The sequence below is a fragment of the Pseudooceanicola nitratireducens genome, from assembly GCF_900109195.1.
GTDB lineage: Bacteria > Pseudomonadota > Alphaproteobacteria > Rhodobacterales > Rhodobacteraceae > Pseudooceanicola > Pseudooceanicola nitratireducens.
Genome location: NZ_FNZG01000002.1, coordinates 418,939 through 440,833, shown reverse-complemented (window position 1 = coordinate 440,833; position 21,895 = coordinate 418,939). Strand labels below are relative to the sequence as shown.

General features: G+C 63.8%; 23 protein-coding genes. 14 read left to right on the top strand and 9 right to left on the bottom strand.

Features of this window, described 5'->3' with window-relative positions; genetic code table 11:
• Nucleotides 1-9: 9 nt before the first annotated feature.
• Complete coding sequence (locus tag BMX99_RS08020; protein WP_093449819.1) at nt 10-483, bottom strand: MarR family winged helix-turn-helix transcriptional regulator; 474 nt, start codon at nt 481-483, stop codon at nt 10-12.
• A gap of 57 nt (nt 484-540) precedes the next feature.
• Here BMX99_RS08020 and BMX99_RS08015 point away from each other — a divergent pair, with 57 nt between their 5' ends.
• The 3 genes from BMX99_RS08015 to BMX99_RS08005 all read left to right on the top strand — a co-directional run bounded on the left by BMX99_RS08015 (nt 541) and on the right by BMX99_RS08005 (nt 3,188).
• Nucleotides 541-1,071 (top strand): PaaI family thioesterase, encoded by a 531-nt coding sequence (locus BMX99_RS08015; RefSeq protein ID WP_254771995.1) that lies wholly within the window; start codon nt 541-543, stop codon nt 1,069-1,071.
• A 15-nt stretch (nt 1,072-1,086) separates the two neighbouring features.
• Nucleotides 1,087-2,256, top strand: coding sequence for an MFS transporter (locus BMX99_RS08010; protein ID WP_093449814.1), 1,170 nt, complete (start codon nt 1,087-1,089; stop codon nt 2,254-2,256).
• Between the two features lie 77 nt (nt 2,257-2,333).
• Nucleotides 2,334-3,188 carry a DMT family transporter gene (locus BMX99_RS08005; protein WP_093449812.1) on the top strand — a complete coding sequence of 285 codons (855 nt, stop codon included), beginning with the start codon at nt 2,334-2,336 and terminating at the stop codon, nt 3,186-3,188.
• A gap of 84 nt (nt 3,189-3,272) precedes the next feature.
• Here BMX99_RS08005 and BMX99_RS08000 read toward each other — a convergent pair whose 3' ends face one another.
• From BMX99_RS08000 to BMX99_RS07980, 5 genes are all read right to left on the bottom strand, one after another.
• Complete coding sequence (locus tag BMX99_RS08000; protein ID WP_244525496.1) at nt 3,273-3,980, bottom strand: ABC transporter ATP-binding protein; 708 nt, start codon at nt 3,978-3,980, stop codon at nt 3,273-3,275.
• The gene (locus BMX99_RS07995) at nt 3,977-4,744 is read right to left on the bottom strand and encodes an ABC transporter ATP-binding protein (RefSeq protein ID WP_093449806.1); all 768 of its coding nucleotides are present in this window, start codon (nt 4,742-4,744) and stop codon (nt 3,977-3,979) included. The genes BMX99_RS08000 and BMX99_RS07995 overlap by 4 nt, the downstream gene beginning before the upstream one ends.
• On the bottom strand, nt 4,741-6,006 hold the full coding sequence (locus BMX99_RS07990) for a branched-chain amino acid ABC transporter permease (protein ID WP_093449803.1): 1,266 nt from the start codon (nt 6,004-6,006) through the stop codon (nt 4,741-4,743). Before BMX99_RS07990 ends, BMX99_RS07995 begins: the two co-directional genes overlap by 4 nt.
• A complete protein-coding gene (locus BMX99_RS07985; RefSeq protein WP_093449800.1) occupies nt 6,003-6,935 on the bottom strand; it encodes a branched-chain amino acid ABC transporter permease in 933 nt (310 codons plus the stop codon). The genes BMX99_RS07990 and BMX99_RS07985 overlap by 4 nt, the downstream gene beginning before the upstream one ends.
• Nucleotides 6,936-7,015: 80 nt before the next feature.
• Nucleotides 7,016-8,257: a branched-chain amino acid ABC transporter substrate-binding protein gene (locus BMX99_RS07980; RefSeq protein WP_093449796.1), complete on the bottom strand. Its 1,242-nt coding sequence runs from the start codon at nt 8,255-8,257 to the stop codon at nt 7,016-7,018.
• Between the two features lie 141 nt (nt 8,258-8,398).
• Here BMX99_RS07980 and BMX99_RS07975 point away from each other — a divergent pair, with 141 nt between their 5' ends.
• The 9 genes from BMX99_RS07975 to BMX99_RS07935 all read left to right on the top strand — a co-directional run bounded on the left by BMX99_RS07975 (nt 8,399) and on the right by BMX99_RS07935 (nt 16,436).
• On the top strand, nt 8,399-9,604 hold the full coding sequence (locus tag BMX99_RS07975) for an acyl-CoA dehydrogenase family protein (RefSeq protein ID WP_093449794.1): 1,206 nt from the start codon (nt 8,399-8,401) through the stop codon (nt 9,602-9,604).
• 21 nt (nt 9,605-9,625) lie between these two features.
• Entirely contained in the window at nt 9,626-10,750 is a 1,125-nt protein-coding gene (locus BMX99_RS07970) for an acyl-CoA dehydrogenase family protein (protein WP_170848680.1), read from the top strand.
• Entirely contained in the window at nt 10,750-11,583 is an 834-nt protein-coding gene (locus tag BMX99_RS07965; protein ID WP_093449791.1) for an SDR family oxidoreductase, read from the top strand. Before BMX99_RS07970 ends, BMX99_RS07965 begins: the two co-directional genes overlap by 1 nt.
• A gap of 2 nt (nt 11,584-11,585) precedes the next feature.
• On the top strand, nt 11,586-12,068 hold the full coding sequence (locus BMX99_RS07960; RefSeq protein WP_093449788.1) for a MaoC family dehydratase: 483 nt from the start codon (nt 11,586-11,588) through the stop codon (nt 12,066-12,068).
• The gene (locus BMX99_RS07955) at nt 12,065-12,991 is read left to right on the top strand and encodes an SDR family NAD(P)-dependent oxidoreductase (protein WP_093449786.1); all 927 of its coding nucleotides are present in this window, start codon (nt 12,065-12,067) and stop codon (nt 12,989-12,991) included. The genes BMX99_RS07960 and BMX99_RS07955 overlap by 4 nt, the downstream gene beginning before the upstream one ends.
• A gap of 21 nt (nt 12,992-13,012) precedes the next feature.
• A complete protein-coding gene (locus BMX99_RS07950; RefSeq protein ID WP_093449783.1) occupies nt 13,013-14,215 on the top strand; it encodes an acetyl-CoA C-acyltransferase in 1,203 nt (400 codons plus the stop codon).
• Between the two features lie 74 nt (nt 14,216-14,289).
• Nucleotides 14,290-14,955, top strand: coding sequence for a histidine phosphatase family protein (locus tag BMX99_RS07945; RefSeq protein ID WP_093449780.1), 666 nt, complete (start codon nt 14,290-14,292; stop codon nt 14,953-14,955).
• A gap of 12 nt (nt 14,956-14,967) precedes the next feature.
• Nucleotides 14,968-16,002, top strand: a complete 1,035-nt coding sequence (locus BMX99_RS07940) for a phosphotransferase (protein ID WP_093449777.1) — start codon at nt 14,968-14,970, stop codon at nt 16,000-16,002.
• Between the two features lie 17 nt (nt 16,003-16,019).
• On the top strand, nt 16,020-16,436 hold the full coding sequence (locus tag BMX99_RS07935; protein ID WP_093451220.1) for a PaaI family thioesterase: 417 nt from the start codon (nt 16,020-16,022) through the stop codon (nt 16,434-16,436).
• A gap of 9 nt (nt 16,437-16,445) precedes the next feature.
• Here BMX99_RS07935 and BMX99_RS07930 read toward each other — a convergent pair whose 3' ends face one another.
• The 3 genes from BMX99_RS07930 to pnp form a co-directional block, all read right to left on the bottom strand.
• Complete coding sequence (locus tag BMX99_RS07930) at nt 16,446-17,372, bottom strand: glycosyltransferase family 8 protein (RefSeq protein ID WP_093449774.1); 927 nt, start codon at nt 17,370-17,372, stop codon at nt 16,446-16,448.
• Nucleotides 17,365-18,444 (bottom strand): hypothetical protein, encoded by a 1,080-nt coding sequence (locus BMX99_RS07925; RefSeq protein ID WP_139199462.1) that lies wholly within the window; start codon nt 18,442-18,444, stop codon nt 17,365-17,367. The genes BMX99_RS07930 and BMX99_RS07925 overlap by 8 nt, the downstream gene beginning before the upstream one ends.
• Nucleotides 18,445-18,565: 121 nt before the next feature.
• Nucleotides 18,566-20,698 (bottom strand): polyribonucleotide nucleotidyltransferase, encoded by a 2,133-nt coding sequence (pnp, locus tag BMX99_RS07920; RefSeq protein WP_093449769.1) that lies wholly within the window; start codon nt 20,696-20,698, stop codon nt 18,566-18,568.
• 320 nt (nt 20,699-21,018) lie between these two features.
• Here pnp and BMX99_RS07915 point away from each other — a divergent pair, with 320 nt between their 5' ends.
• Together BMX99_RS07915 and BMX99_RS07910 are read left to right on the top strand one after the other, a co-directional pair.
• The gene (locus BMX99_RS07915) at nt 21,019-21,273 is read left to right on the top strand and encodes a hypothetical protein (protein ID WP_093449767.1); all 255 of its coding nucleotides are present in this window, start codon (nt 21,019-21,021) and stop codon (nt 21,271-21,273) included.
• The gene (locus BMX99_RS07910; RefSeq protein WP_244525494.1) at nt 21,270-21,821 is read left to right on the top strand and encodes a hypothetical protein; all 552 of its coding nucleotides are present in this window, start codon (nt 21,270-21,272) and stop codon (nt 21,819-21,821) included. The genes BMX99_RS07915 and BMX99_RS07910 overlap by 4 nt, the downstream gene beginning before the upstream one ends.
• Nucleotides 21,822-21,895: the final 74 nt, after the last annotated feature.

The window sequence follows — 21,895 nt, the reverse complement described above, 5'->3', positions numbered from 1 at the left end:
GTCTTATGCCTACTCCGCGTCCTCTTCGGCAACGGCCAGATCGTTGATCCCCGCCATCAGCCGCTTCAGGTCCGCGCCCATCCGGGCCTGCTGACGCTCGACCTCTTCCTGCGCGGTCTTCCAGTCTTCGGCCGCCGCGATCAGCCGGTCGCGCCCGGCATCTGTCAGGCTTAGCACCTTCTTGCGCTTGTCCTTGTCATCCGGGGCCGAGCTGACCAGCCCCTGCCGTTCCAGCGGCGCAAGACCGCGCGACAGGGCGGATTGATCCATTTCCAGAAGATCCGCAATCCGCTGCACCGTCGGTTTTCGCAGGAACCGGATCCAGGCCAGCGTCGACAGCTGCGAAATGGTCAGCCCATGCGGATCCAGCGCCGCATCATAGATCCGCACCAGCCGCCGCGAGGCCCGCCGCGTCGCCAGGCAATAGCAGGACCCGGTCAGCAATTCTGCAAGGGCGGGTGTTTCCGCCGGCACTCTCTCCATCTTGCGTCTCCGTTCACAACACACTTGACCTATGCATATGCATGGATTTAGCTGCATATGCATATATCTCAGGAGTACCCGATGTTCGATGCCGCGCCAATCCCCGAATACAACGTTGGAATCGCTGACATTCCGCAGGTTGCGGCCCGCACCGGGCTGGAACAGATGCAGGCGATTCTCTCGGGCGACTTCCCCGCGCCCTCGATGGCCCAGACCATGACCCAGTGGATCGAACGCGTCGCTGAAGGCGAGGCCGAGTTTCGCGGCGAACCCTCGGCGGCGGTGCTGAACCCCATGGGGATCGTGCACGGCGGCTGGGCCATGACCCTTCTGGACAGCGCGCTTGGCTGCGCGGTGCACACCACCATGGCGAAGGGAGAGATGTATGTCTCTCTCGACACCTCGGTCCGGTTCATCCGCGCGATCACGGCCGAAACCGGCCAGGTCCGCTGTATCGGAAGGGTGCAATCGCGCGGACGTCGCATCGCCACCGCCGAAGCGGTGATCGAGGATCAGAAGGGCCGCATCCTCGCCTCTGGCACCTCTTCGTGCTTCATTCAGCCGATGTCCCCGGACGCCGGATCGTAAAGGGACCTGAAAGCCATGAAGTTCTTTGCCCTGATGCTGGCCCCGCTGTGCATGACCACCTGCGTCTTCGTCTTCGCCGGGGTGCTTGGCCCGATGGCCGAGGATCTGGGCGTCAGCGTCGGCGTGGCCGGTCAGCTGCAATCCATCTTCACCGTCGCCTGCGCCCTGTTCGGCCCGGTTCTGGCGGTGGCGACGCAGCGGCTGGACCGCAAGGCGATCCTGGCCACGACCCTGGGCGCGCTGGCCCTGCTGAACGCCGCCACCGCGATGATGACCGCCTTTCCCGCGCTGGCCGTGCTGCGGTTCCTGACCGGGGCGGCCGGGTCGCTGGCGCTGCCCATGGCCTCGACCATCGCGATCATGCTGGTCGGCCCGGAACGGCGCGCCCGCGCCCTGGCGCTGGTCTATGCCGGGGTGTCGCTGGCCTTCCTGACGGGCGTCCCGCTTGGCTCGACCGTGGGGGCGGCCTTTGGATGGCAGGCCAGCTTCTGGCTGGCGGCGGGTCTTTCGGCGCTGAGCTTTGTCATGGTGCTGGCCTTCGTGCCCCGGGTCGCCACGCCGCCCGCCCCGCCCAAGGGGGCCTTTGCCGCCGTGATGCGCTGGCCGACGACGGGCTACCTTCTGGTGACGCTATGCGCCTTTGCCGCGATCTTTGCCTCGATCGGCTATATCGGGCCGGTGGTCACCTCGCTGACCGGTCTGACCGGCCATGGCGTCGGCGTGATCCAGATGCTGTCCGGTGTCGGCAGCTTCCTGGGCCTGACCCTTGGCGCGCGGCTGGTCGAACGCCAGGCGCAGGGGCCGCTGGTCATTCTCTTTGCCACGATCCTGCTGTCCCAGGGGATCTTCGCCATCGCTCTTATCCAGGGGTGGAGCGGCAGTGCCGGGCTGACCGCCGTGGTGATCGGCATGCTGGTTGGCTCGACCTCGCTGTTCGGGACGGCTCCGATCGTGCAGTCCCGCATGGCCGATGCCGCCGGCCCCGCCGCGACACTGGCCTTCGCGCTGAACGGATCCATGGTCTACCTGGGCCAGGGCGTTGGCGTGATGCTGGGCGGGATGATGCTGGGGGCCATGGGCCTTCCCTTCGTCAGCACCGCCGGCATGGGCGTCGCCCTGCTTGGCATCCTTCTGGCCTTGGCGCTGCGCCACTCCCGTTTGCGCAGTGCCGTCACTCCGACCTGAGCGTCGGAGGCGACCCCCGCGGGCATGGACCCCCGCGGGGGCGCATGACATAATCGCCCTGCACGACAGGAGGTTGCATGCCCGGCCAGACCCTTCCCTTTGCGCTGATGGTGCTGGCCGCGATGGCCTGCATCGTCCTGGGTGACACCGCGGGCAAGATCCTGACCAGCGGCGGCATCAGCCCCTATTTCACCGCCTGGGGCCGCTTTGCCATTGCCGCGCTTGCGCTGTTTCCCTTTGCCGGATTGCGGCGGGCAGAGCTGCCGGTCTTTGCCGACCGCCGCGTGCTGGTCCGGGCCGCGCTGATCGTCTGCGGTATCAGCGCCATTCTGACCGCGCTGCGCACCGAACCGATCGCCAATGTCTTCGGGGCCTTCTTTGTCGGTCCGGTCGTGGCCTACTTTGGCTCGGCCCTGCTGCTGCGGGAACGGATCACCGCCCTGCGTGCCCTGCTGCTTCTGATCGGCTTCGCGGGCGTACTTCTGGTGGTGAAACCCGGCTTCGGCATGTCGCCCGGCATGGGTTTTGCCCTTCTGGCGGGCCTGTTCTACGGCAGCTATCTGGTGGCCACCCGCATGATCGCCGGTGACTACCGCCCCCGCCTTCTTCTGCTGTCGCAGCTGGTCCTGGGCGCGCTGGTGCTGACGCCCCTGGCGCTTCTGAACTGGCCCGAGACCTGGTCGGGCGGTTTCACTATCGCCTTCCTTCTGTCGGCCCTGGGATCGGCGGTCGGAAACTACCTGCTGCTGATCGCCAGCCGCCATCTGCCGGCGAATATCGTCGCCCCGCTGGTCTACAGCCAGATCCTCTGGGCGATGCTGATGGGGCTGTTCATCTTTGGCGAATGGCCCGACGGCCTGGCGCTTCTGGGCCTCGCAGTCATCCTGACCTCGGGGCTGGCCGGGCTGCGCCTGGCACAGCGGGGCCGATAGCGCCCACGCAAAAAGGGGCCCGCGCGGGCCCCTTTCTTCACTGTCTGATCTGTGCCGCCCCCCGAAGGGTCCTGACGCCGGGCATCACACCTCGAGCCATTCCTTGCGAACATCGTCGCGGGTCGCGAAGTCGGCCGGGGTGCCGCCATAGACGATTTCCCCATGGCCCATCACATAGACCCGGTTGGCGATGCGCAGGGCGATCGACAGCTTCTGTTCGACCAAAAGGATCGACACGCCGGTCTTGGCGATCTCGGCGATGGTGTCACCGATCTGCTGCACGATCTTCGGGGCAAGGCCTTCGGTCGGCTCGTCGATGATGATCAGTTCGGGATCGCCCATCAGCGTCCGGCACATTGTCAGCATCTGCTTTTCCCCGCCCGACAGCACGCCCGCGGCATTGTCTGCCCGGTTGCGCAGGTTGGGGAACATGTCGAGCATGTCATCGACCGTGTACTTGCCGGGGTTCTTCATGTCCTTGATGCCCAGCACCAGGTTCTGGCGCACGGTCATCGTGGGAAAGATGTCCCGGCTTTCCGGCACGTATCCCAGGCCCAGGCGGCTGATCTTGTGGCTTTCCAGCCCCGCGATCGGCTTGCCCTTGAAGATGATCTCGCCCTTGGGCGCGACCTCTCCCATGATCGCCTTCGCGGTGGTGGACCGGCCAACGCCGTTCCGCCCCAGAAGCGCGATCACCTCGCCCGGCATGATCTCCATGTTCACGCCGCGCAGCACGTGGGATTTCCCGTAGAACGCGTTGAGGTCTTTGACTTCGAGCATTGGCTGGGTCATGCGGTTTCCTCCGGCAGGGCTTCGTCGCCAAGGTAAGCTTCACGGACCTTCGGATCGCCGCGGATTTCCGACGGCGGGGCCGAGGCGATGATTTCGCCGTAGACCAGCACCGAAATCCGGTCGGCCAGGTCGAAGATCACGCCCATGTCGTGTTCCACGATCAGCAGCGTCTTGCCTTCGGTCGACTTGCGGATCAGCTCTACCGCGCGGTCGGTTTCCGAATGGCTCATCCCGGCGGTCGGTTCGTCCAGCAGGATGACCTCGGCGCCGCCCGCGATGGTGATCGCGATCTCCAGCGCACGCTGGTCGGCATAAGGCAGAAGCGCCGCGGGGGTGTTGGCCTTGTCCAGAAGCGAACAATGTTCCAGCACTTCCCAGGTCTTCTCCTGCACCTCTTTGGACGAGGTGACGCTTTTCCAGAAGGAATAGCCCTGACCAAGCGAATGCAGCACGCCACAGCGCACGTTTTCCCGCACGGTCATGTTGGAGAAGATGTTCGACACCTGGAAGGACCGCGACAGGCCCATCCGGTTGATCTCGTACGGGGCAACCCCCGAGATCAGCGTGCCATTCAGCGACACCGTGCCGGATGTCGGGGTGTAGAGCCCCGAGATCAGGTTGAACAGCGTCGACTTGCCTGCACCGTTCGGGCCGATGATCGCGTGACGTTCACCCTTGGCAACATCCAGGGTCACGTCGTTGATGATCTTCGCGGGTCCGAAGCTTTTGCACAGGTTCTTGAGCGAAAGGGCAGGCGTCGTCATGCCGGCATCTCCTCTTTCTCGCGGGTCGCCAGGCGGAGGACATAGCCCCCCGCCACGATCGGCACGAAGATGGCAATCCAGGTCACGATATCGGCATGGGTAAAGTGCAGCCCGAAGGGTTCGAACGCCTCACCCCAGCCATTGGACCAGCGCACCGAGACTTCGACCAGGATGATCAGACCGATCAGCATCAGCAGGCAGCCCAGAAGCTGAACCGACCACTTGCGCAGCAGCTCGGCCGAGTTTGCCCCCCGGATACCGTCCCAGAAGCCGAACACGATCCCGGCGATGCCACGCGGGGCATACATCACGATCAGCACGAACATCAGGCCCAGATACAGCAGCCAGGCTTCGGTGAAGTCCGACATCATCGAGGACATGTAGGTCAGCAGGACCGCGCCCATGATCGGGCCGGCGAAATAGGTGATGCCACCCACGTAGGCCATGATCAGGACAAAGCCCGACGGGATCAGCGACAGCGCTTCCGGTGTGAAGATCTCGTAGTTGACCGCGGACATGCCGCCCGCCAGCCCGGCAAAACCGCCCGAGATCGAGAACACCAGCCAGCGCACGCGCTGCGGGTTGTAACCGATGAACTCGACCCGCTGCGGGTTGTCGCGCACCGCTTCGGACAGACGGCCAAGCGGCGTGCGGGTGAAAGCGTACATCGCGATGACCGACAGGATCGTCCAGAAGGCCATGAACCAATAGATGTCCGACTGCGGACCCATCGACAGGCCGAAGACCTCGGGGCCGTTCATCCGGTCACCGGAAATGCCCTGTTCCCCGCCAAAGAGGCTGTCGAACATGAAGGCACCGGCAAAGATCAGCTCGGCCACGCCAAGCGAGATCATGGCGAAGGTCGTGCCCGACCGCTTGGTCGAGAAGGACCCGATCACCACGGCCGAAACCGCGCCACCGACAAAGCCCAGAACCGGCAGGAAGAAGGTCGGGAAAGCCCCCCAGACGCCACCGTCGTCGATCCAGTTCATTGCGTGCATGCACAGATAGCCGCCGAAGCCGAAGTAGACCGCGTGACCGAAGGACAGCATGCCCCCCTTGCCCAGCAGCATGTTATAGGCCAGCGCGAAGACGATGTAGATCGCCATCTGGTGCATCAGCGCATACATGGTCCGCGACGGATCCGTCATCGGGATCAGCAGCAGGATCGCACCGAAGACCAGGAACGGCAGGAACCGCTGACGGAACTTCTGAGCACTGGACGGGGCCAGGCTTGCGTGAGTTTGCGAAACGTCGCTCATAGCTCTTGCTCCCCCATCAGGCCGCGGGGCCGGAAGATCAGCATCAGAACCAGCAGCAGGAACGGCAGCACCGGTGCCAGCGAGGACACGGTGATATCGCCGATCTCAGACGTCGGGCTGAGGCCGGTGAACCAGAAGATGTCCGCGAAGGACGCACTGATACCCACGGCGAAGTTCTGCAGCAGCCCGATCAGGATAGACGCCAGGAAGGCCCCCTCCAGCGATCCGATGCCGCCGACGACGACCACCACGAAGACGATCGGCCCCATGAGAACGGCCATGGCCGGGTCCGTCACGAAGATGTTGCCGGCGATCACGCCCGCCAGACCGGCCAGCGCACAGCCGATGCCGAAGACGGTCATGAAGATCAGCGGCACGTTGTGGCCCAGGTGACCCACCATGTGCGGATGGGTCAGCGCGGCCTGGATGATCAGACCCGCGCGGGTCTTCTTCAGCAGGAACCACAGACCGACCAGCATCCCGATGGCGATGAACAGCATGAACATCCGGTAGGCCGGGAAGGACGCGCCGTAGATCGTGAAGGCCGGGAAATCCAGCAGCGAGGGAATTTTGTAATCCACGGCGGTCTTACCGTAGACGATCTTGACGATCTCTTCGATCAGATAGGCGAGGCCAAAGGTGAACAGCAGCTCGGCGACGTGTCCATTGGCATGGACCTTGCGGAGCCCGTAGCGTTCAACCACCGCGCCGACCAGACCGACAAGGATCGGTGCGATGAACAGGGCTAGCCAGAAACTGGTGGCCCCCATGATAGTATAAGCGAAATAAGCGCCCAGCATGTAGAAGCTGGCATGCGCAAAGTTCAGCACGCCCATCATCGAGAAGATGAGGGTCAGGCCGGACGACAGCATGAATAGCAGAAGCCCGTAGATCACGCCATTCAGCAGCGCGAATACGATCGTTTCCATGATGACCTCGTTAGGTGTAAAAAGGGCGCCGCGCGCGACCGCACGGCGCCCCGATGCATCAAGATTTCAACGCCTGGGGATTATTCCGGGCGTTCCATCTCGCAGGTGGTGGGCTGCTCGGCGCTTGCTGCGTCGATCGAACCGCCTTCAACCAGCTTCCAGCCGTAGTCCACGTTGTCCACGCCGTAGGTGACGCCGTCACCGACCTTGGCAACGGTCGAGATGTACAGGTTCTGCTGTGCCTGGTGGTCTTCGGCGCGCATGGTGACCTGGCCACCATAGGCTTCGTCGATCGTCAGACCTTCCAGCGCCTTGGCAACCGGGATCGGGTCAACCGAACCGGCCTTCTCGGCGGCAGCCTTGAACATGCGCATCGCGTTGAACGCACGGTGGTAGTAGTAGTCGTAGTCCGGGAAGCGCTCCTTGTACTCTTCAACCAGGGCGTTCTGCTCGTCCGAGGTCTCGAGGTTGGTGATCGCTTCGGTCACCTGGTACAGGCGATCGATGGCCCCGTCGGCCAGCGCGGCAACCGCACCTTTGGACCCGCCGTAGAAGGTCAGGTACGGAATGTCAGAGCCGGATTCCGCGGCCGCCTTCATCAGCAGCTGCATGTCCGCACCCCAGTTGCCGGTGATCACGGCATCTGCGCCCGAAGAAATGATCTTCTGAATGTAGGGGGTGAAGTCCTTCACCTTGCCCAGCGGGTGCAGTTCGTTGCCAACGATTTCGATGTCGGGACGCTTTTCCTTGATCATCGACTCGGCTGCGGCCGCAACGGCCTGACCAAAGACGTAGTCCTGGCCGATCAGGTAGACCTTTTTGATGCCTTCCTGGCCTTTGATGTAGTCGGTGATGGCCGCCATCTTCATGTCGACGTGGGCGTCGAAACGGAAGTGGTAGAACGAGCAGGCCTCGTTGGTGAAGGCCGGCGTCACCGCAGCGTAGTTGAAGAAGACAACTTCATCGCCCGGGTTACGCTTGTTGTGCTTGTTCACGGCTTCGATCAGGGCCGCTGCCACCGAAGAGCCGTTGCCCTGGAAGATGTAGCGCGCGCCGTCGTCGATCGCCTTCTGGAACTGCACCAGCGATTCCTTCGGGTTGATCTTGTTGTCGTAGCCGGTGACTTCGATCATCTCGCCGTTCACACCGCCAGCCGCGTTGATCTTCTCGGCTTCCAGGATGAAGCTGGTATAGGCCGCCTCGCCCGAGGGACCGAAGGGGCCCGACAGCGGATCGATAAAGGCCATTTTGATGTCAGCCTGCGCGGCGGTCACCGCGACAACAGAAACAGCAGCCGCAAAAGCGGCAGTTTTAATGGACATTGATTTCCTCCCGTTAAGAAAGTCCGGTATGCTTCCGGTACGTTTCTGAGAACGATCAAAAGGTTTCCGACCCCGCTTGTCAAGCAAAGTGTGAAATTCTATTCTGCACTGCAAAACATGACGCGTTTGGGAGGAGCGGATATGTCGTTTTTTTCGGACGACCTGGACCAATTCAGGGTCGAGGTCGCAGGCTTTATCGCCGAAAAATGCCCGCAAAAACTGAAAGATATGCCGGCCAGTGACCGTACGATATGTTGGGGCGGCAAGCGTTTCAACTTTTCTTGCGACGAGCAGCGAATCTGGATGGAAGAGGCCGCAAAAGTCGGTCTGACGGCCCCCAGATGGCCCGTCGAATACGGCGGAGCGGGGCTTTCCCGGGCCCAGGAAAAGGTCTTCCGGGAAGAAATGGCAAAAAGTGACGCACCGTCACCTCTCGAAAGTTTCGGATTGTGGATGCTCGGGCCCGCTTTGCTGGCCTTTGGCACCCATGAACAGAAGCTGAAATACTTGCCCGACATCACCAACGGACGGATTCGCTGGTGCCAGGGCTATTCCGAACCCGGTGCGGGATCGGATCTGGCGAACGTGCAGACCAAGGCCGATGACAAGGGCGATCATTGGATCGTCAACGGCCAGAAGATCTGGACCTCTTATGCCGACAAGGCCGACTGGATCTTTGCCCTGATCCGCACCGACCGCGACGCGCCCAAGCACAAGGGCATTTCCTTCATGCTCATCGACATGGAGGCCGACGGCGTATCGACCAAGCCGATCAAGCTGATCTCGGGCTCTTCGCCCTTCTGCGAAACCTTCTTTGACGATGTCACCGTTCCCAAGACCGACGATGAGGGCAATTCCCGCATCGTGGGCGAGCTGAACCGCGGCTGGGACGTGGCCAAGCACCTGCTGACCCACGAACGCGAAATGATCGGCGGCGGCGGGTCCGGTGCCGCAGGCGGCATCCTGGGCGGTCGCAGCCTGGGCGCCTTCATCGACACGCTGGACGATACGCTGATGGAAGATCCGGTCATCCGGGCCGAAACCATGGAGCTTGAAATCGACACGCTTGCCATGGGCATGACGATGGAACGCTACAAGGACATGGCGAAACAGGGTGGCGTCGGCCACGCCTCGGCCATGCTGAAGTATTCCGGAACCGAGCTGAACAAGCGCCGGTACGAGATCCTGATGTCCATCACCGGGTCGGAAGGCGTCGAATGGGACGGCGAACACGGGACGCTTGCGCCCGAATGGCTGCGCACCAAGGCGAACTCGATCGAGGGCGGGACGAGCGAAGTGATGCTCGACATCCTGTCCAAGCGCGTCCTCGAACTGCCGTCCGCATAAGCCTCGTAAAGGAATAAGACTATGGTTGCTTCTCTTGTCCCGACCGAGGACGAAGTCATGCTGCGCGATGCAGCCCGCGGGTTCCTGTCGGAATCCTCTCCTGTCACCGCCTTCCGGGCCAACCGCGACGCAGGCCGGACCCATGATCCGGCGCTGTGGAAGGAAATGGCGCAGATGGGCTGGACCGGTGTCCTGCTGCCCGAAGAGGCGGGCGGGTCCGACATGGGCCACCGTGCCGCCGGGATCCTGGCCGAGGAAATGGGCGAGGTGCTGGCCGCATCGCCCTTCATCTCGACCGCCGTCATGGCCGCAACCGCGCTGAAGGGCGCGGCAAACGACCGGCTGGCCGGCATCGCCAGCGGCGACGCGATCTATGCGCTGGCGCTGGACGAAGGGTCGAAACACAACCCCGCCCGCACCGGCATGCAGGCCGAGAAATCCGGCAATGCCTTCCGCCTGACGGGCCGCAAGGTCTTTGTGGCCGACGGGTCTGCCGCCAACCGCGTGCTGGTCTTGGCCCGCACCGCCGGCACCGAAGGTGAGGCCCAGGGCCTGACCCTGTTCGATATCGACGCCGCCCGCGCCGGTCTGACCCGCAGCGCCAAGCGCACCGTCGACGAACGTGACCACGCGCAGCTGGACTTTGACGCCGTCGAAGCCACCGGGGACGACGTGGTGGGCGAGGTCGACAATGGCCTGGCCGCCGTCGCCACCGCGCTGAACGCCGGTCGCGCCGCGCTTTCGGCCGAACTTCTGGGCGTGTCGGCGGGGGCCTTCGGCATGACCACCGCCTACCTGAAGGAACGCAAACAGTTCGGCCGCACCATCGGGTCCTTCCAGGCCCTGCAGCACCGCGCCGCGCACCTGTTTGCGGAAATCGAGATCACGGCAAGCGCCATCGCCAACGCGGGCCGCGTGCTGGACGAAGACCCCGATAACGCCGACATCGCCGTGTCCATCGCCAAGGCCCGCGCCACCAAGACCGCGAAACTGGCGGTCAGCGAAGGCGTGCAGATGCACGGCGGGATCGGCATGACCGACGAATTCGACATGGGCTTCTTCATGAAGCGCGCCCGCGTCGGGGCGGAATGGCTGGGCGACTATGGCTTCCACGCCGCCCGCGTCGCCGCCGCCCGGGGCTTTTGATGTCGGATCTCCTGGCCTCGAAACTCTTTGACCTGACGGGCAAGACGGCGCTGATCACCGGCGGCGCGTCAGGCATCGGCCTGATGGCCGCCGAGGCGCTGATGGGGGCCGGGTGCGATGTCATGATCGCCTCGCGCAAGGCGCATGCCTGCGAAGCGGCGGCGGATCAGCTGAACGCCATGGGCCTTCGGGGCCGGGCCGAGGGCTTTGCCGGCGACGTCGGCAGCGAACAGGGCGTGCTGGACCTGGTGTCCGGAGTGGAAAAACGCACCGACGCCCTGCCCATCCTGCTGAACAACGCGGGCAAGACCTGGGGGGCCCCCTCGATCGAGGAGTTCCCCTATGAAGCCTGGTCCCGCGTTCTGGATGTGAACGTCACGGGCATGTTCTTTCTGACCCAGAAACTGCTGCCCCTGCTGCGCCGCGCCGCCACCCCCGAGGATCCGGCACGGGTTCTGAATACCGGGTCGATCGTGGGCATCCAGCCGCGCGGCGGCACCGCCTATTCCTATGGCGTGTCCAAGGGCGCGGTGCACCACATGACGACGCTTCTGTCGTCGGAACTGGCCCCGCAGCACATCACCGTCAACGCCATGGCCCCCGGCCCCTTCCTGTCCAAGATGATGGCCTTTGCCATCGGAACCGAGGAACAGCGCGACGAGGCGGGCAAGAACATCCCCCTGGGCCGCGTGGGCACGCCCGAGGATATCGCAGGTGTGGTCCTGTACCTGTGTTCGCGCGCCGGGGCCTATGTCTCGGGGCACACCATTCCCGTGGCGGGCGGCCTGAACGCCGCCGTCGCCGCAAAATCAGCATCAGCACAAGAGGATTGAGGATGACCAAGACCGTCACCCGCGAAGAATACGAGGCCATGGTGGGCACCGAAATCGGTGTCTCGGACTGGTTCGAGATCACGCAAGAAAGGATCAACACCTTCGCCGATTGCACCGAGGACTGGCAGTTCATCCACGTCGATCCCGAAGCGGCGGCCAAGACCCCCTTTGGCACGACCATCGCGCATGGGTTCCTGACCCTCTCGATGCTGTCGGCCATGGTCTACCAGATGCCCTCGGTCGAAGGCGTCGTGATGGGCGTCAACTACGGCATGAACAAGATGCGCTTCGTCTCGCCGGTGCCCGTGGGGTCGAAGATCCGCGGCCGCTTCGTGCTGGACGCGGTCGACGAAATCCGCCCCGGCGAAATCCAGACCACCACGACCGTCACGGTCGAGATCGAAGGCAAGGACAAGCCCGCGCTCGTGGCCGAGTGGCTGGGCCGCAGATATTTTGCCCCGAATTCTGAGGAGGAGAATAAATGAGCATTCGTTTTGACGGCCGTGTGGCCATCGTAACCGGCGCGGGCGTCGGCCTGGGCCGGTCCCACGCCCTGGGCCTGGCGAAACTGGGCGCGAAGGTCGTGGTCAACGACCTGGGCGTCGCCACCGACGGCACCGGATCGTCCAGCGCACAGGCCGAGGCCGTCGTGAAAGAGATCGAGGCCATGGGCGGCGAAGCCATGGCCCATGGTGCCAACGTCACCGATGCGGCCCAGGTCAAGGACATGGTCGACCAGGCCATCGCCAAGTGGGGCAAGGTCGACATCCTTGTCTGCAACGCCGGCATCCTGCGCGACAAGACCTTCGCCAAGATGGAGCTGGAGGATTTCGCCAAGGTCGTCGACGTGCACCTGATGGGGTCCGTCGTGCCGACCAAGGCGCTGTGGGACCACTTCCGCGAGAACGAATATGGCCGCATCGTCTATACGACTTCGGCCTCGGGTCTTTACGGCAACTTCGGCCAGTCGAACTATGGTGCCGCCAAGGCCGCCATGGTCGGCCTGATGAACGTGCTGGTCCAGGAAGGGCAGAAGTACAACATCAAGGCCAACATCCTGGCCCCCACGGCGGCCACCCGGATGACCGAAGGCCTGCTGCCGGAACAGGTCCTGGACCTGCTCAAGCCCGAAACGATCACCCCCGGCATGCTGACGCTGGTGGCCGAGGATGCGCCGAACCGGATGATCATGGGCGCAGGCGGCGGCTGTTTCGCCGAATGCCGCATCTATGAAACCGAAGGCGTGGCCTTTGGCGATGATGAACTGGACCCCGACACGATTGCCGCCCGCATGGACGACATCCGGTCCGAGGACAACCAGCAGATCATGCCCGGCGCCTTCGCCCAGACCCGCAAGTACGCCTCGATGGCCGCCGAGAAGCGCGGCATCGAACTGCCCAAAACCTGAGACCCCTAGGGAGGAAATCCAATGCGTGACGCAGTCATCGTCTCAACCGCCCGTACCCCGATCGGCAAGGCCTTTCGCGGTGCATTCAACAACACACAAGCCCAGGAACTGATCGGCCACGCCGTGAAGCACGCCGTGGATCGCGCCGGCCTCGACGGCTCCGAGATCTCGGACTGCCTTGTTGGTGCCGCGCTTCAGCAGGGTTCGACCGGGGGCAACATCGGCCGCCAGGCCGTGATCCGCGCGGGTCTGCCCGTGACCATCGCCGGCATGTCGATGGACCGCCAGTGTGCGTCCGGCATGATGGCCATCGCCACCGCCGCCAAGCAGGTCATCCATGACGGCATGGACATCTGCATCGGCGGCGGCGTGGAATCCATCTCGCTGGTTCAGAACCAGAACATGCGCACCGACCGCGCGGGCGATCCCTGGATCAAGGAACACAAGCCCGAGCTTTACATGTCCATGCTGGAAACCGCGGAAATCGTGGCCGAGCGGTACAACGTGTCGCGCGAAGACCAGGACGAATACGCCCTGCGGTCGCAACAGCGCACCGCCGCCGCCCAGCAGGCCGGCAAGTTCGACGACGAAATCGTGCCGCTGACCTCGACCATGGGCGTCATGGACAAGGAGACCAAGGAAATTTCCTTCAAGGAAGTCACCCTTGAGAAGGACGAAGGCAACCGCCCCTCGACCACGCTGGAAAACCTGCAAGGCCTGTCCCCGGTCTTCAAGGATGGCCAGCAGATCAAGGAAGGCAAGTACATCACCGCCGGCAACGCATCCCAGCTGTCCGACGGTGCCTCTGCCTCGGTCATCATGGAAGCCAAGGTTGCCGAACAGCGCGGCCTGCAGCCGCTTGGCCGCTACGTCGGCGTGATGGCCGCAGGTCTTGGCCCGGAAGAGATGGGCATCGGCCCGATCTACGCCGTGCCGAAGCTGCTGGAAGCCCATGGACTGAAGATGGATGACATCGGCCTGTGGGAACTGAACGAAGCCTTCGCTTCCCAGGTCCTTCAGTCGCAGCGCGTGCTGGGCATCCCGGACGAGATCCTGAACGTCAACGGCGGCGCGATCTCGATCGGTCACCCCTATGGCATGTCCGGGGCCCGCATGGTCGGCCACGCCCTGATCGAAGGCAAACGCCGCGGCGCGAAATACGTCGTCTGCACCATGTGTGTGGGCGGTGGCATGGGGGCCGCCGGCCTCTTTGAAGTGCTGTAAGCCACCCCACCCTTCCACGACCCGGCCCCCGCGCATCAAACCCCACCGCGCGGGGGCCCACCATACGGTTCAGAATGCCCACACTCTATCTTATCCGCCACGGTCAGGCCTCTTTCGGGGCCGACGACTACGACGTTCTCTCTCCGATCGGACATGAACAGGCCCGCGCACTTGGCGCATGGTTCGCCCAAGAGGGCATCACCCCCGATCTTGTCGCCCACGGCACCCTGCGGCGGCAGAAGGAAACGCTGGCGGGCATTCTCGACGGTATGAAAATCGACCGCCAGCCCGAGGAGCATCCCGGCCTGGACGAATACGACTTCGGCGCCCTGCTGCAGGCGAAATACGCCGCCGGCGGTGAACCCGAAGGCATGATGACCGATCACAAAAGCCACTTTCGCACGCTGCGCACCACGGTCGCCGAATGGCAGCGGGACGAGATCCCGAACCCGCCCGAAACCTGGGGGGCCTTCGCAGACCGCGTCGACACCGCATGCCGCGCGCTGATGCGCGACGGGGTCGATACGGTCTTTGCCGTGTCCTCGGGCGGGGCGATTTCGCAGGCCGTCTCGGCGCTGCTGGAAACGCCCGGCGTGCACCAGACCAAGATGCAGCTTCAGATGAAGAACACTGCCGTCACGCGGTTCATCTGGACGCCGCGTGCCACCTATTTCCACGGGTTCAACGAAACCCCGCATATCACGGCGGCCAATGCCGACCGTCTGCTGACCTACGCTTGAGGGAGGGTAACGATGAGCAAGCAGGATCCGACCAAACTGGACACCCAAGCGGTCGAGGCATACCTCGCCGCCAACCTTCCCGGCTTCGAAGGCCCCCTTCGCGCCGAGAAGTTCAATGTTGGCCAGTCCAACCCCACCTTCCGGCTGATCACGCCGCGCCAGAACTATGTCCTGCGCCGCAAGCCGCCGGGCGTGCTTCTGAAGTCCGCCCATGCGGTCGACCGGGAATTCCGCGTGCAGAAGGCGCTGTATGAAACCGACGTCCCGGTGACCAAGGTGCATCTTCTGTGCGAAGATGACGATGTCATCGGATCCATGTTCTACATCATGGACGAGGTTCAGGGCCGTCACTTCAACCTGCCCGCGCTGCCGGAGCTGGCGAAAGAGGACAGATACGCCATCCATGACGAGATGTCGCGCGTGCTGGCCGCCATCCACGGCGTCGACCTGGAGGCGACGGGCCTGTCGGACTACGGCCCCACGGGCAATTACTATGAACGCCAGATCGGCCGCTGGACCAAGCAATACCGCGCGTCCGAGACCGACAAGATCCCCGCCATGGATGAGCTGATCGACTGGCTGGCGAACAGCATCCCCGAAGACGACGGGCTGCGCACCCTGGCCCACGGCGATTACCGCATCGACAACATGCTGTTCGAAAAGGACGCCCCCCGCGTTGCCGCCGTGCTGGACTGGGAACTGTCGACCACCGGGCACCCCTATGCCGACGTGGCCGCCGTGATCATGCAGTGGTCCATGCCGGGCGATGCCAACAGCCGTGGGCTGGCCGGGATCGACCGAAAGGCCGAAGGGCTGATGACCGATGAAGAATTCCTCGAAAGCTACTGCCGCCGTGCCGGAATCCCCGGCATCGACCGCTTTGGCTTCTACCTGGCCTTCACCTTCTTCCGCATGGCAGGCATCATCCAGGGCGTCTACAAACGGGCGCTGGACGGCAATGCCTCGAACCCGGAGCGCGCCAAGCAGATGGGCGCGGCGGTGCCGAAATTCGCCGAAGCCGGCCTGAACGCAGCCAAGACGGTCTGAGGAAGATGAAAGACGAAATGCAAGACGAGACGACGATCGATCCCCTGCTGGTGGAAGAACCCTATGCCCTGCAGAAGCACCTGGGCTTCTACCTGACCCAGTGGAGCGACGGCCACGCCCGTTTCGAGATGCCGTTGGAAGACTTCCTGATGAACCGCTACGGCATTCCGCACGGCGGGGTGCATGCGGTCCTGGCCGATACGGTAATGGGCTTTGCGGGCTGCTATACCGGCGACCCGGAAAACCGCCAGCTGGCCATGACGCTGAACCTGAACGTGAACTACGTCGGGCCGCTGAAAGGCAAGATGATCATCGCCGAAGGCCGCCGCACCGGCGGCGGTCGCAAGACCTACTTCTCCGAGGCGGTGATCCGAGACGAGCTGGGCAACGTCGCCGCGCGCTCGACCGGCGTCTTCCGCTACCGCGGAAAGTAACGCCGCCCTTCAGACGTCGGCAAACCGTGACGGAAATTGCCGGCGTCCCTTCCGCGACAGCCAGCGCTTGCGCAGATCCCGCAGGGTCGGACGCCGCAACCGGGCAGGCAGACGCGCCATCACATCCGCATAATACCCCGGGATCTTCCGCCGGTGCCAGGGCTTCCCCCGCCGCCCCGCGTAATGCAGGATCGCCGGATCCTGCCGCGCGGCGTCCAGCGCCTTTGCCGTGTAGACCGAGCGGAGATAGGCGTAGTCCTTGGACTCCGTCACCTCGGGCATCTCGTAGATGTCCTCCAGCACGACATAGTCGAACGGCACCGAGGCGATGGACGGCGTCGCGATGTTCAGCACATCCAGATCGAAGAACTTCAGCCGGTCGCGGCAGGTCTCGATCACCTCGAAATAACGCGCCACCGCATTGTTGCGGCGCATCAGGTCAAGGTTCATCACCAGGAACCCGGAAAACCAGATCCGGTCCTTGGGGTTTTCCGGGAAATGCCGGTGCATGATGTTGTCGGGACTATTGCCCTCGGCCTCGACCGCGGCCAGTTCATGCTGGCTTAGATCCGTCGCGAAGACCTCGCCCATGTCCTTCAGGAACAGCACGTCCACGTCGGAATAGATCGCCTTGTCGCAGTCGGGCAGCAATTCCGAGGCCAGCAGCCGGTAATAGACGATTTCCGTCCAGGACCCCTTGTTGCGCGGCACCCCGTCAAAGCGCGAGGCCGGAACATGCTGAAAGGTGATCCGGTGGCGCGTGCCCGCGACCAGGGATGCCAGTGCCGCCTCGGCCTTAGGATCCAGGCCGGGATGCAGTACGCGGATGTCATAGGTCGAGTCCTGCGCCGCCGTCTCGACCAGCGACAGGATCGACACCCCCGCCCCGGTCAGGATGCGGTCGTCGAAACAGAAGATGACGGGGATCTCAGCCATCGATCAGCCCTTTCAATGCGGTCAGAGAGGCCGCGCGCAGCGCCGCCGCATCCCGCTGCATGGCGTCGCGCTTGGCGGCATAATCTTCGGTGCCCATCTCGACGCCCGCGCGCAGGCAGGCGGCCATCTCCGCATCCGTGCCATAGGTCAGGCTGTTGTCGGCGTTCAGCGCGGTGAGATGGCAGAACCTCTCCTGCACCACGCAGGGCTTGGCAAAGCCATAGCACAGCTGGAAGGCCCCCGTGGTGCCGGTGGTACGGTAGAAATCGTGGTCCGGGTTGTCACCCTGAAAAGCGGTCAGCACGAAATCGGCGCGCTCGACCTCGTCATACATCCGGGTGAAATCCAGCCGCCCCAGCTGGATCACATGGTCCTTCAGCCGGTCCGGCAGCGGATCGCCACCCGGCTTGCCGATCATGCGAATTTCGAAATCGGTCACGCCCTGATCCAGCAGCGCCCCGGCCGCGTCGAAAACCATGTTCTGATTGCGCCGCTTGGCCCGGGCCGCGCCGACCATGACAAAGACCGCCCGCCCGGCGACCTTGTCCTTCAGCGTGACCTGACCGAAATCATGCGGGTTCACTACGATCGACGGCTGGCCCTGATACTCCAGCTCTCGCAGGGTGATCATGCAGGGCGACCAGGCCCCGGCGTCGATCCGGCCCTTGGCGTCATGTTCGACCAGCAGCACCCGCCCCGGGGCATTGCCGGCAAAGACAGCGTCAAGATCCACGGTGCCGTCCGGCCGATCCGGCAGCTTCCCGGCGGTGGACACCAGAACGCCCGCCGCCCCCTGCGCGCCGCCCTGCCGCATCAGCCGGCGGATCTGTTTCTGGGTCAGCCGCGACAGGGTGATGCCCTGCATGTCGAAACGGGAAAACAGCCCCTCTTCGATGCGGTCCGGGGTCATCAGCACCACGACCTTGTAACCAAGCGCCCGCAGATAGCTGGCATAGCCCGGCACGATCTCTCCGTGGCTTGCGGAACAGGGTTCCCACAGCAAAAAGGTCTGCTGGTCGGGCTGGGGGAAATCGGGGCGCACTGCGGGACGCAGCCAATCAAGAAAACGCATGGGTCGTGCATACATCGGCGCGCCCAACCCGGCAATGCGCAGACGCGCCGGGACCACGGCGCGCAACGCAAAAGGGGCACCCAAGTGGGTGCCCCTTCCGATCCGTTCAAGGAAAGGCAGATTACTCTGCGCCTTCCTCTTTGGTCACTTCTTCGCCGGTTTCCTGGTCGACCATCTTCATCGCCAGGCGGACCTTGCCGCGATCGTCGAAGCCCAGCAGCTTGACGAAGACTTCCTGACCTTCTTTCAGGACGTCCGACGGATGGTTCAGGCGGCGGTTCTCGATCTGGGACACGTGCACCAGGCCGTCGCGCTTGCCGAAGAAGTTCACGAAGGCGCCGAAGTCGACGATCTTCACGACCTTGCCCTTGTAGACCTGGCCTTCTTCCGGCTCTGCCACGATCGAATGGATCATGTCATAGGCCTTCTGGATGGCCTCGCCGTTCGGCGATGCGATCTTGATGATGCCGTCGTCGTTGATGTCGACCTTGGCACCCGAGACTTCCACGATCTCGCGGATGACCTTACCGCCCGAGCCGATCACTTCACGGATCTTGTCGGTCGGGATCTGCATGGTTTCGATGCGCGGCGCGTGGGCCGAGAATTCGCCAACACCGGACACGGTCTTGTTCATCTCGCCCAGGATGTGCATCCGGCCTTCCTTTGCTTGCGCAAGGGCTTTGGCCATGATCTCGGGCGTGATGCCTGCGACCTTGATGTCCATCTGCAGCGAGGTGATGCCCGCTTCGGTCCCGGCAACCTTGAAGTCCATGTCGCCCAGGTGATCTTCGTCACCCAGGATGTCGGTCAGGATCGCGTAGGAGCCATCGTCTTCCAGGACCAGACCCATGGCCACGCCGGCAACGGCGGCCTTCAGCGGAACGCCTGCGTCCATCATGGACAGCGAGCCACCACAGACCGACGCCATCGAGGACGAGCCGTTGGATTCAGTGATCTCAGAGACAACACGGACCGTGTAGGGGAAGTCGGTCGCGGCGGGCAGAACGGCCTGAAGGGCGCGCCATGCCAGTTTGCCGTGGCCGATTTCACGACGACCGGGCGAACCCACGCGACCAACCTCACCAACCGAGTACGGCGGGAAGTTGTAGTGCAGCAGGAAGTTCGAACGGTAGTTGCCGTGCAGCGCGTCGATGATCTGTTCGTCGTCGCCGGTGCCCAGCGTGGTCACGACCAGGCCTTGGGTTTCGCCACGGGTGAACAGCGCCGAACCGTGGGTCCGGGGCAGCAGGCCGGTTTCGACCTCGATGGCGCGGACCTGATCCAGGGCACGACCGTCGATCCGCTTGCCTTCTTTCACAACCGTCGACCGCAGAACGGTGGATTCCAGCTTTTTCAGCGCGGAACCCAGGTTGGCATCAGCCAGCTGCTCTTCGGAAAGACCGGATTTGATCTCTTCCTTCGCCGCCGAAACCGCAGCCACGCGCTGCTGTTTGTCGGTGATGGCATAGGCGGCCTTCATCTTCGCTTCGCCAGCCGCTTTCACGACCTCGAAAAGGTCCGAGTAATCCGGCGGGGTGAAATCGAAAGGCTCTTTCGCGGCGTCTTCGGCCAGCGAAATGATCAGGTCGATGACCGGCTGGATCTGTTCGTGCGCAAAGGTCACGGCACCCAGCATTTCGTCTTCGGTCAGCTCGTAGGCTTCCGATTCCACCATCATGACGGCGTCTTTGGTGCCGGCCACAACCAGGTCGAGCCGCTGCTCGGGGTTGTTGCGCAGCTGATCCATGTCGTCGACCGACGGGTTCAGCACGTATTCGCCATCAACGAAACCAACGCGCGCACCGGCGATCGGGCCCATGAAGGGCGCGCCGGAAATGGTCAGCGCAGCGGATGCCGCGATCATCGCCACCACGTCGGGGTCGTTGACCAGGTCGTGCGACAGCACGGTGCACATCACCAGGACTTCGTTCTTGAAGCCGGGGACGAACAGCGGGCGGATCGGGCGGTCGATCAGGCGGGCCGTCAGCGTTTCCTTTTCGGTCGGACGGGCTTCGCGCTTGAAGAAGCCGCCCGGCACTTTACCGGCGGCATAGTATTTTTCCTGGTAGTGGACCGTCAGCGGGAAGAAATCCTGACCCGGCTTCGGTTCCTTGGCGAAGGTCACGTTCGCCATGACGCTGGTTTCACCCAGGGTCGCGATCACGGTACCATCTGCCTGACGGGCAACCTTGCCCGTTTCCAGAGTGAGGGTTTCGCCGCCCCACTCCATCGTTTTCGTCGTTACGTTGAACATCATCGTTTCCTGTAGGGGAGCACTCGCGGCCCCTGCCGCGTCTCCCATTTGCATGGCGGCCCCATTGCCGCCGCCCCCTATCCTTTCGTGCGAACGCCAGGGGCTGGGGCGTTACGTCTCAGATGCCGGGGCCTTACAGGAAAGCCGCAATTATTGAAAGAAAAATCCAAGTGAGCCGCCGGGCGGGCGTCAGACCGCTCTTGCATTACCTGACTATTTCTGTCAGTTAAGCCGCGCATCACCTCCAGCTTGTCCGCCAGACGGGTGCCAACGCACATCACGTCGCGCCTGCCTGCGCGCAAGACCCGAGGTTTCGTCCCATGTCCGATCTGTTCAAGACCCTTCTGGCCACCGACACCCTGGCCCAGACCCACGGCGTTGCCCTGCACCCCCGCCTGCGGGCCGCGATGCAGGCCGACCTGCGCTTTCCGGCGCGCGCGGCCTCTCCCTTTGCCACGCTGACGCCCGCGCACCTGGACGACCCCCGCGTCACGCGGCTGTCAGATCACGCGCCCAACCAGGACAAGGCAGAACCGGTCACGGCGGCAACGCCCCGCGAAAGAGGCAACGCATGACCCTTGACCCCAGCCCCCTTGAGCAAAGCCCCCTCGACCAGCCCGCAGAAGCGCGGAACCCCCAGGCCCAGATCGACCTGCAGGATCTGGACCTTGATCCGTTCGAAACGGCGATCCTGCCGATCCTGCGCCATTTTCTGGCCGCCGTGACCGCCCCCGAAACCCAAAGCTGGCACATCGCCTATGCGACCGCCGCCGAAAGATGGGGCCAGTCCGTCGGCCTGGCCATCGCCCATGGCCTGTCGGAACTGCTGTGCGCCATTCACGCCTGCCGCGAGGCCCCGGTGACGCATTGCGACGCGCTGGCGCTGGACACCCGCGCCCTGCTGACCGCGGACGAGGCGATGATCCTGCTGATGATCCGCTACATGCGGCGCGACAACACAGAACGCGCCCGCATCGCGGTCGAAAACGTCACCCACGGCCGCCGCGATGCCAGCGTCATCCGGGCCGGGCTGAAGTTCGCGCAACGCTTCCACGCCGGTCTGTCCCGCCGCCCCGGCGATCCCGCCCCGGCCCGGTCCGAACCGCTGCGCATCGTGCAATGACCCCTCTGGCCCGTGCCCTGCCGGCGCGGGCCACCCCTGCGACTTGACAGATCCGCAGGGCAGCCCGCAGAATT

Coding starts and splice junctions, on each gene's coding strand:
- BMX99_RS08015 (WP_254771995.1), top strand. CDS start 541: ATGCATATATCTCAGGAGTACCCGATGTTCGATGCCGCGCCAATCCCC.
- BMX99_RS07915 (WP_093449767.1), top strand. CDS start 21,019: ATGTCCGATCTGTTCAAGACCCTTCTGGCCACCGACACCCTGGCCCAG.
- BMX99_RS07935 (WP_093451220.1), top strand. CDS start 16,020: ATGCAAGACGAGACGACGATCGATCCCCTGCTGGTGGAAGAACCCTAT.
- BMX99_RS07930 (WP_093449774.1), bottom strand. CDS start 17,372: ATGGCTGAGATCCCCGTCATCTTCTGTTTCGACGACCGCATCCTGACC.
- BMX99_RS08020 (WP_093449819.1), bottom strand. CDS start 483: ATGGAGAGAGTGCCGGCGGAAACACCCGCCCTTGCAGAATTGCTGACC.
- BMX99_RS07910 (WP_244525494.1), top strand. CDS start 21,270: ATGACCCTTGACCCCAGCCCCCTTGAGCAAAGCCCCCTCGACCAGCCC.
- BMX99_RS07960 (WP_093449788.1), top strand. CDS start 11,586: ATGACCAAGACCGTCACCCGCGAAGAATACGAGGCCATGGTGGGCACC.
- BMX99_RS07990 (WP_093449803.1), bottom strand. CDS start 6,006: ATGAGCGACGTTTCGCAAACTCACGCAAGCCTGGCCCCGTCCAGTGCT.
- BMX99_RS08000 (WP_244525496.1), bottom strand. CDS start 3,980: ATGACCCAGCCAATGCTCGAAGTCAAAGACCTCAACGCGTTCTACGGG.
- BMX99_RS07940 (WP_093449777.1), top strand. CDS start 14,968: ATGAGCAAGCAGGATCCGACCAAACTGGACACCCAAGCGGTCGAGGCA.
- BMX99_RS07995 (WP_093449806.1), bottom strand. CDS start 4,744: ATGACGACGCCTGCCCTTTCGCTCAAGAACCTGTGCAAAAGCTTCGGA.
- BMX99_RS07985 (WP_093449800.1), bottom strand. CDS start 6,935: ATGGAAACGATCGTATTCGCGCTGCTGAATGGCGTGATCTACGGGCTT.
- BMX99_RS08005 (WP_093449812.1), top strand. CDS start 2,334: ATGCCCGGCCAGACCCTTCCCTTTGCGCTGATGGTGCTGGCCGCGATG.
- BMX99_RS07965 (WP_093449791.1), top strand. CDS start 10,750: ATGTCGGATCTCCTGGCCTCGAAACTCTTTGACCTGACGGGCAAGACG.
- BMX99_RS07975 (WP_093449794.1), top strand. CDS start 8,399: ATGTCGTTTTTTTCGGACGACCTGGACCAATTCAGGGTCGAGGTCGCA.
- BMX99_RS07950 (WP_093449783.1), top strand. CDS start 13,013: ATGCGTGACGCAGTCATCGTCTCAACCGCCCGTACCCCGATCGGCAAG.
- BMX99_RS07970 (WP_170848680.1), top strand. CDS start 9,626: ATGGTTGCTTCTCTTGTCCCGACCGAGGACGAAGTCATGCTGCGCGAT.
- BMX99_RS07955 (WP_093449786.1), top strand. CDS start 12,065: ATGAGCATTCGTTTTGACGGCCGTGTGGCCATCGTAACCGGCGCGGGC.
- BMX99_RS08010 (WP_093449814.1), top strand. CDS start 1,087: ATGAAGTTCTTTGCCCTGATGCTGGCCCCGCTGTGCATGACCACCTGC.
- BMX99_RS07925 (WP_139199462.1), bottom strand. CDS start 18,444: ATGCGTTTTCTTGATTGGCTGCGTCCCGCAGTGCGCCCCGATTTCCCC.
- pnp (WP_093449769.1), bottom strand. CDS start 20,698: ATGTTCAACGTAACGACGAAAACGATGGAGTGGGGCGGCGAAACCCTC.
- BMX99_RS07980 (WP_093449796.1), bottom strand. CDS start 8,257: ATGTCCATTAAAACTGCCGCTTTTGCGGCTGCTGTTTCTGTTGTCGCG.
- BMX99_RS07945 (WP_093449780.1), top strand. CDS start 14,290: ATGCCCACACTCTATCTTATCCGCCACGGTCAGGCCTCTTTCGGGGCC.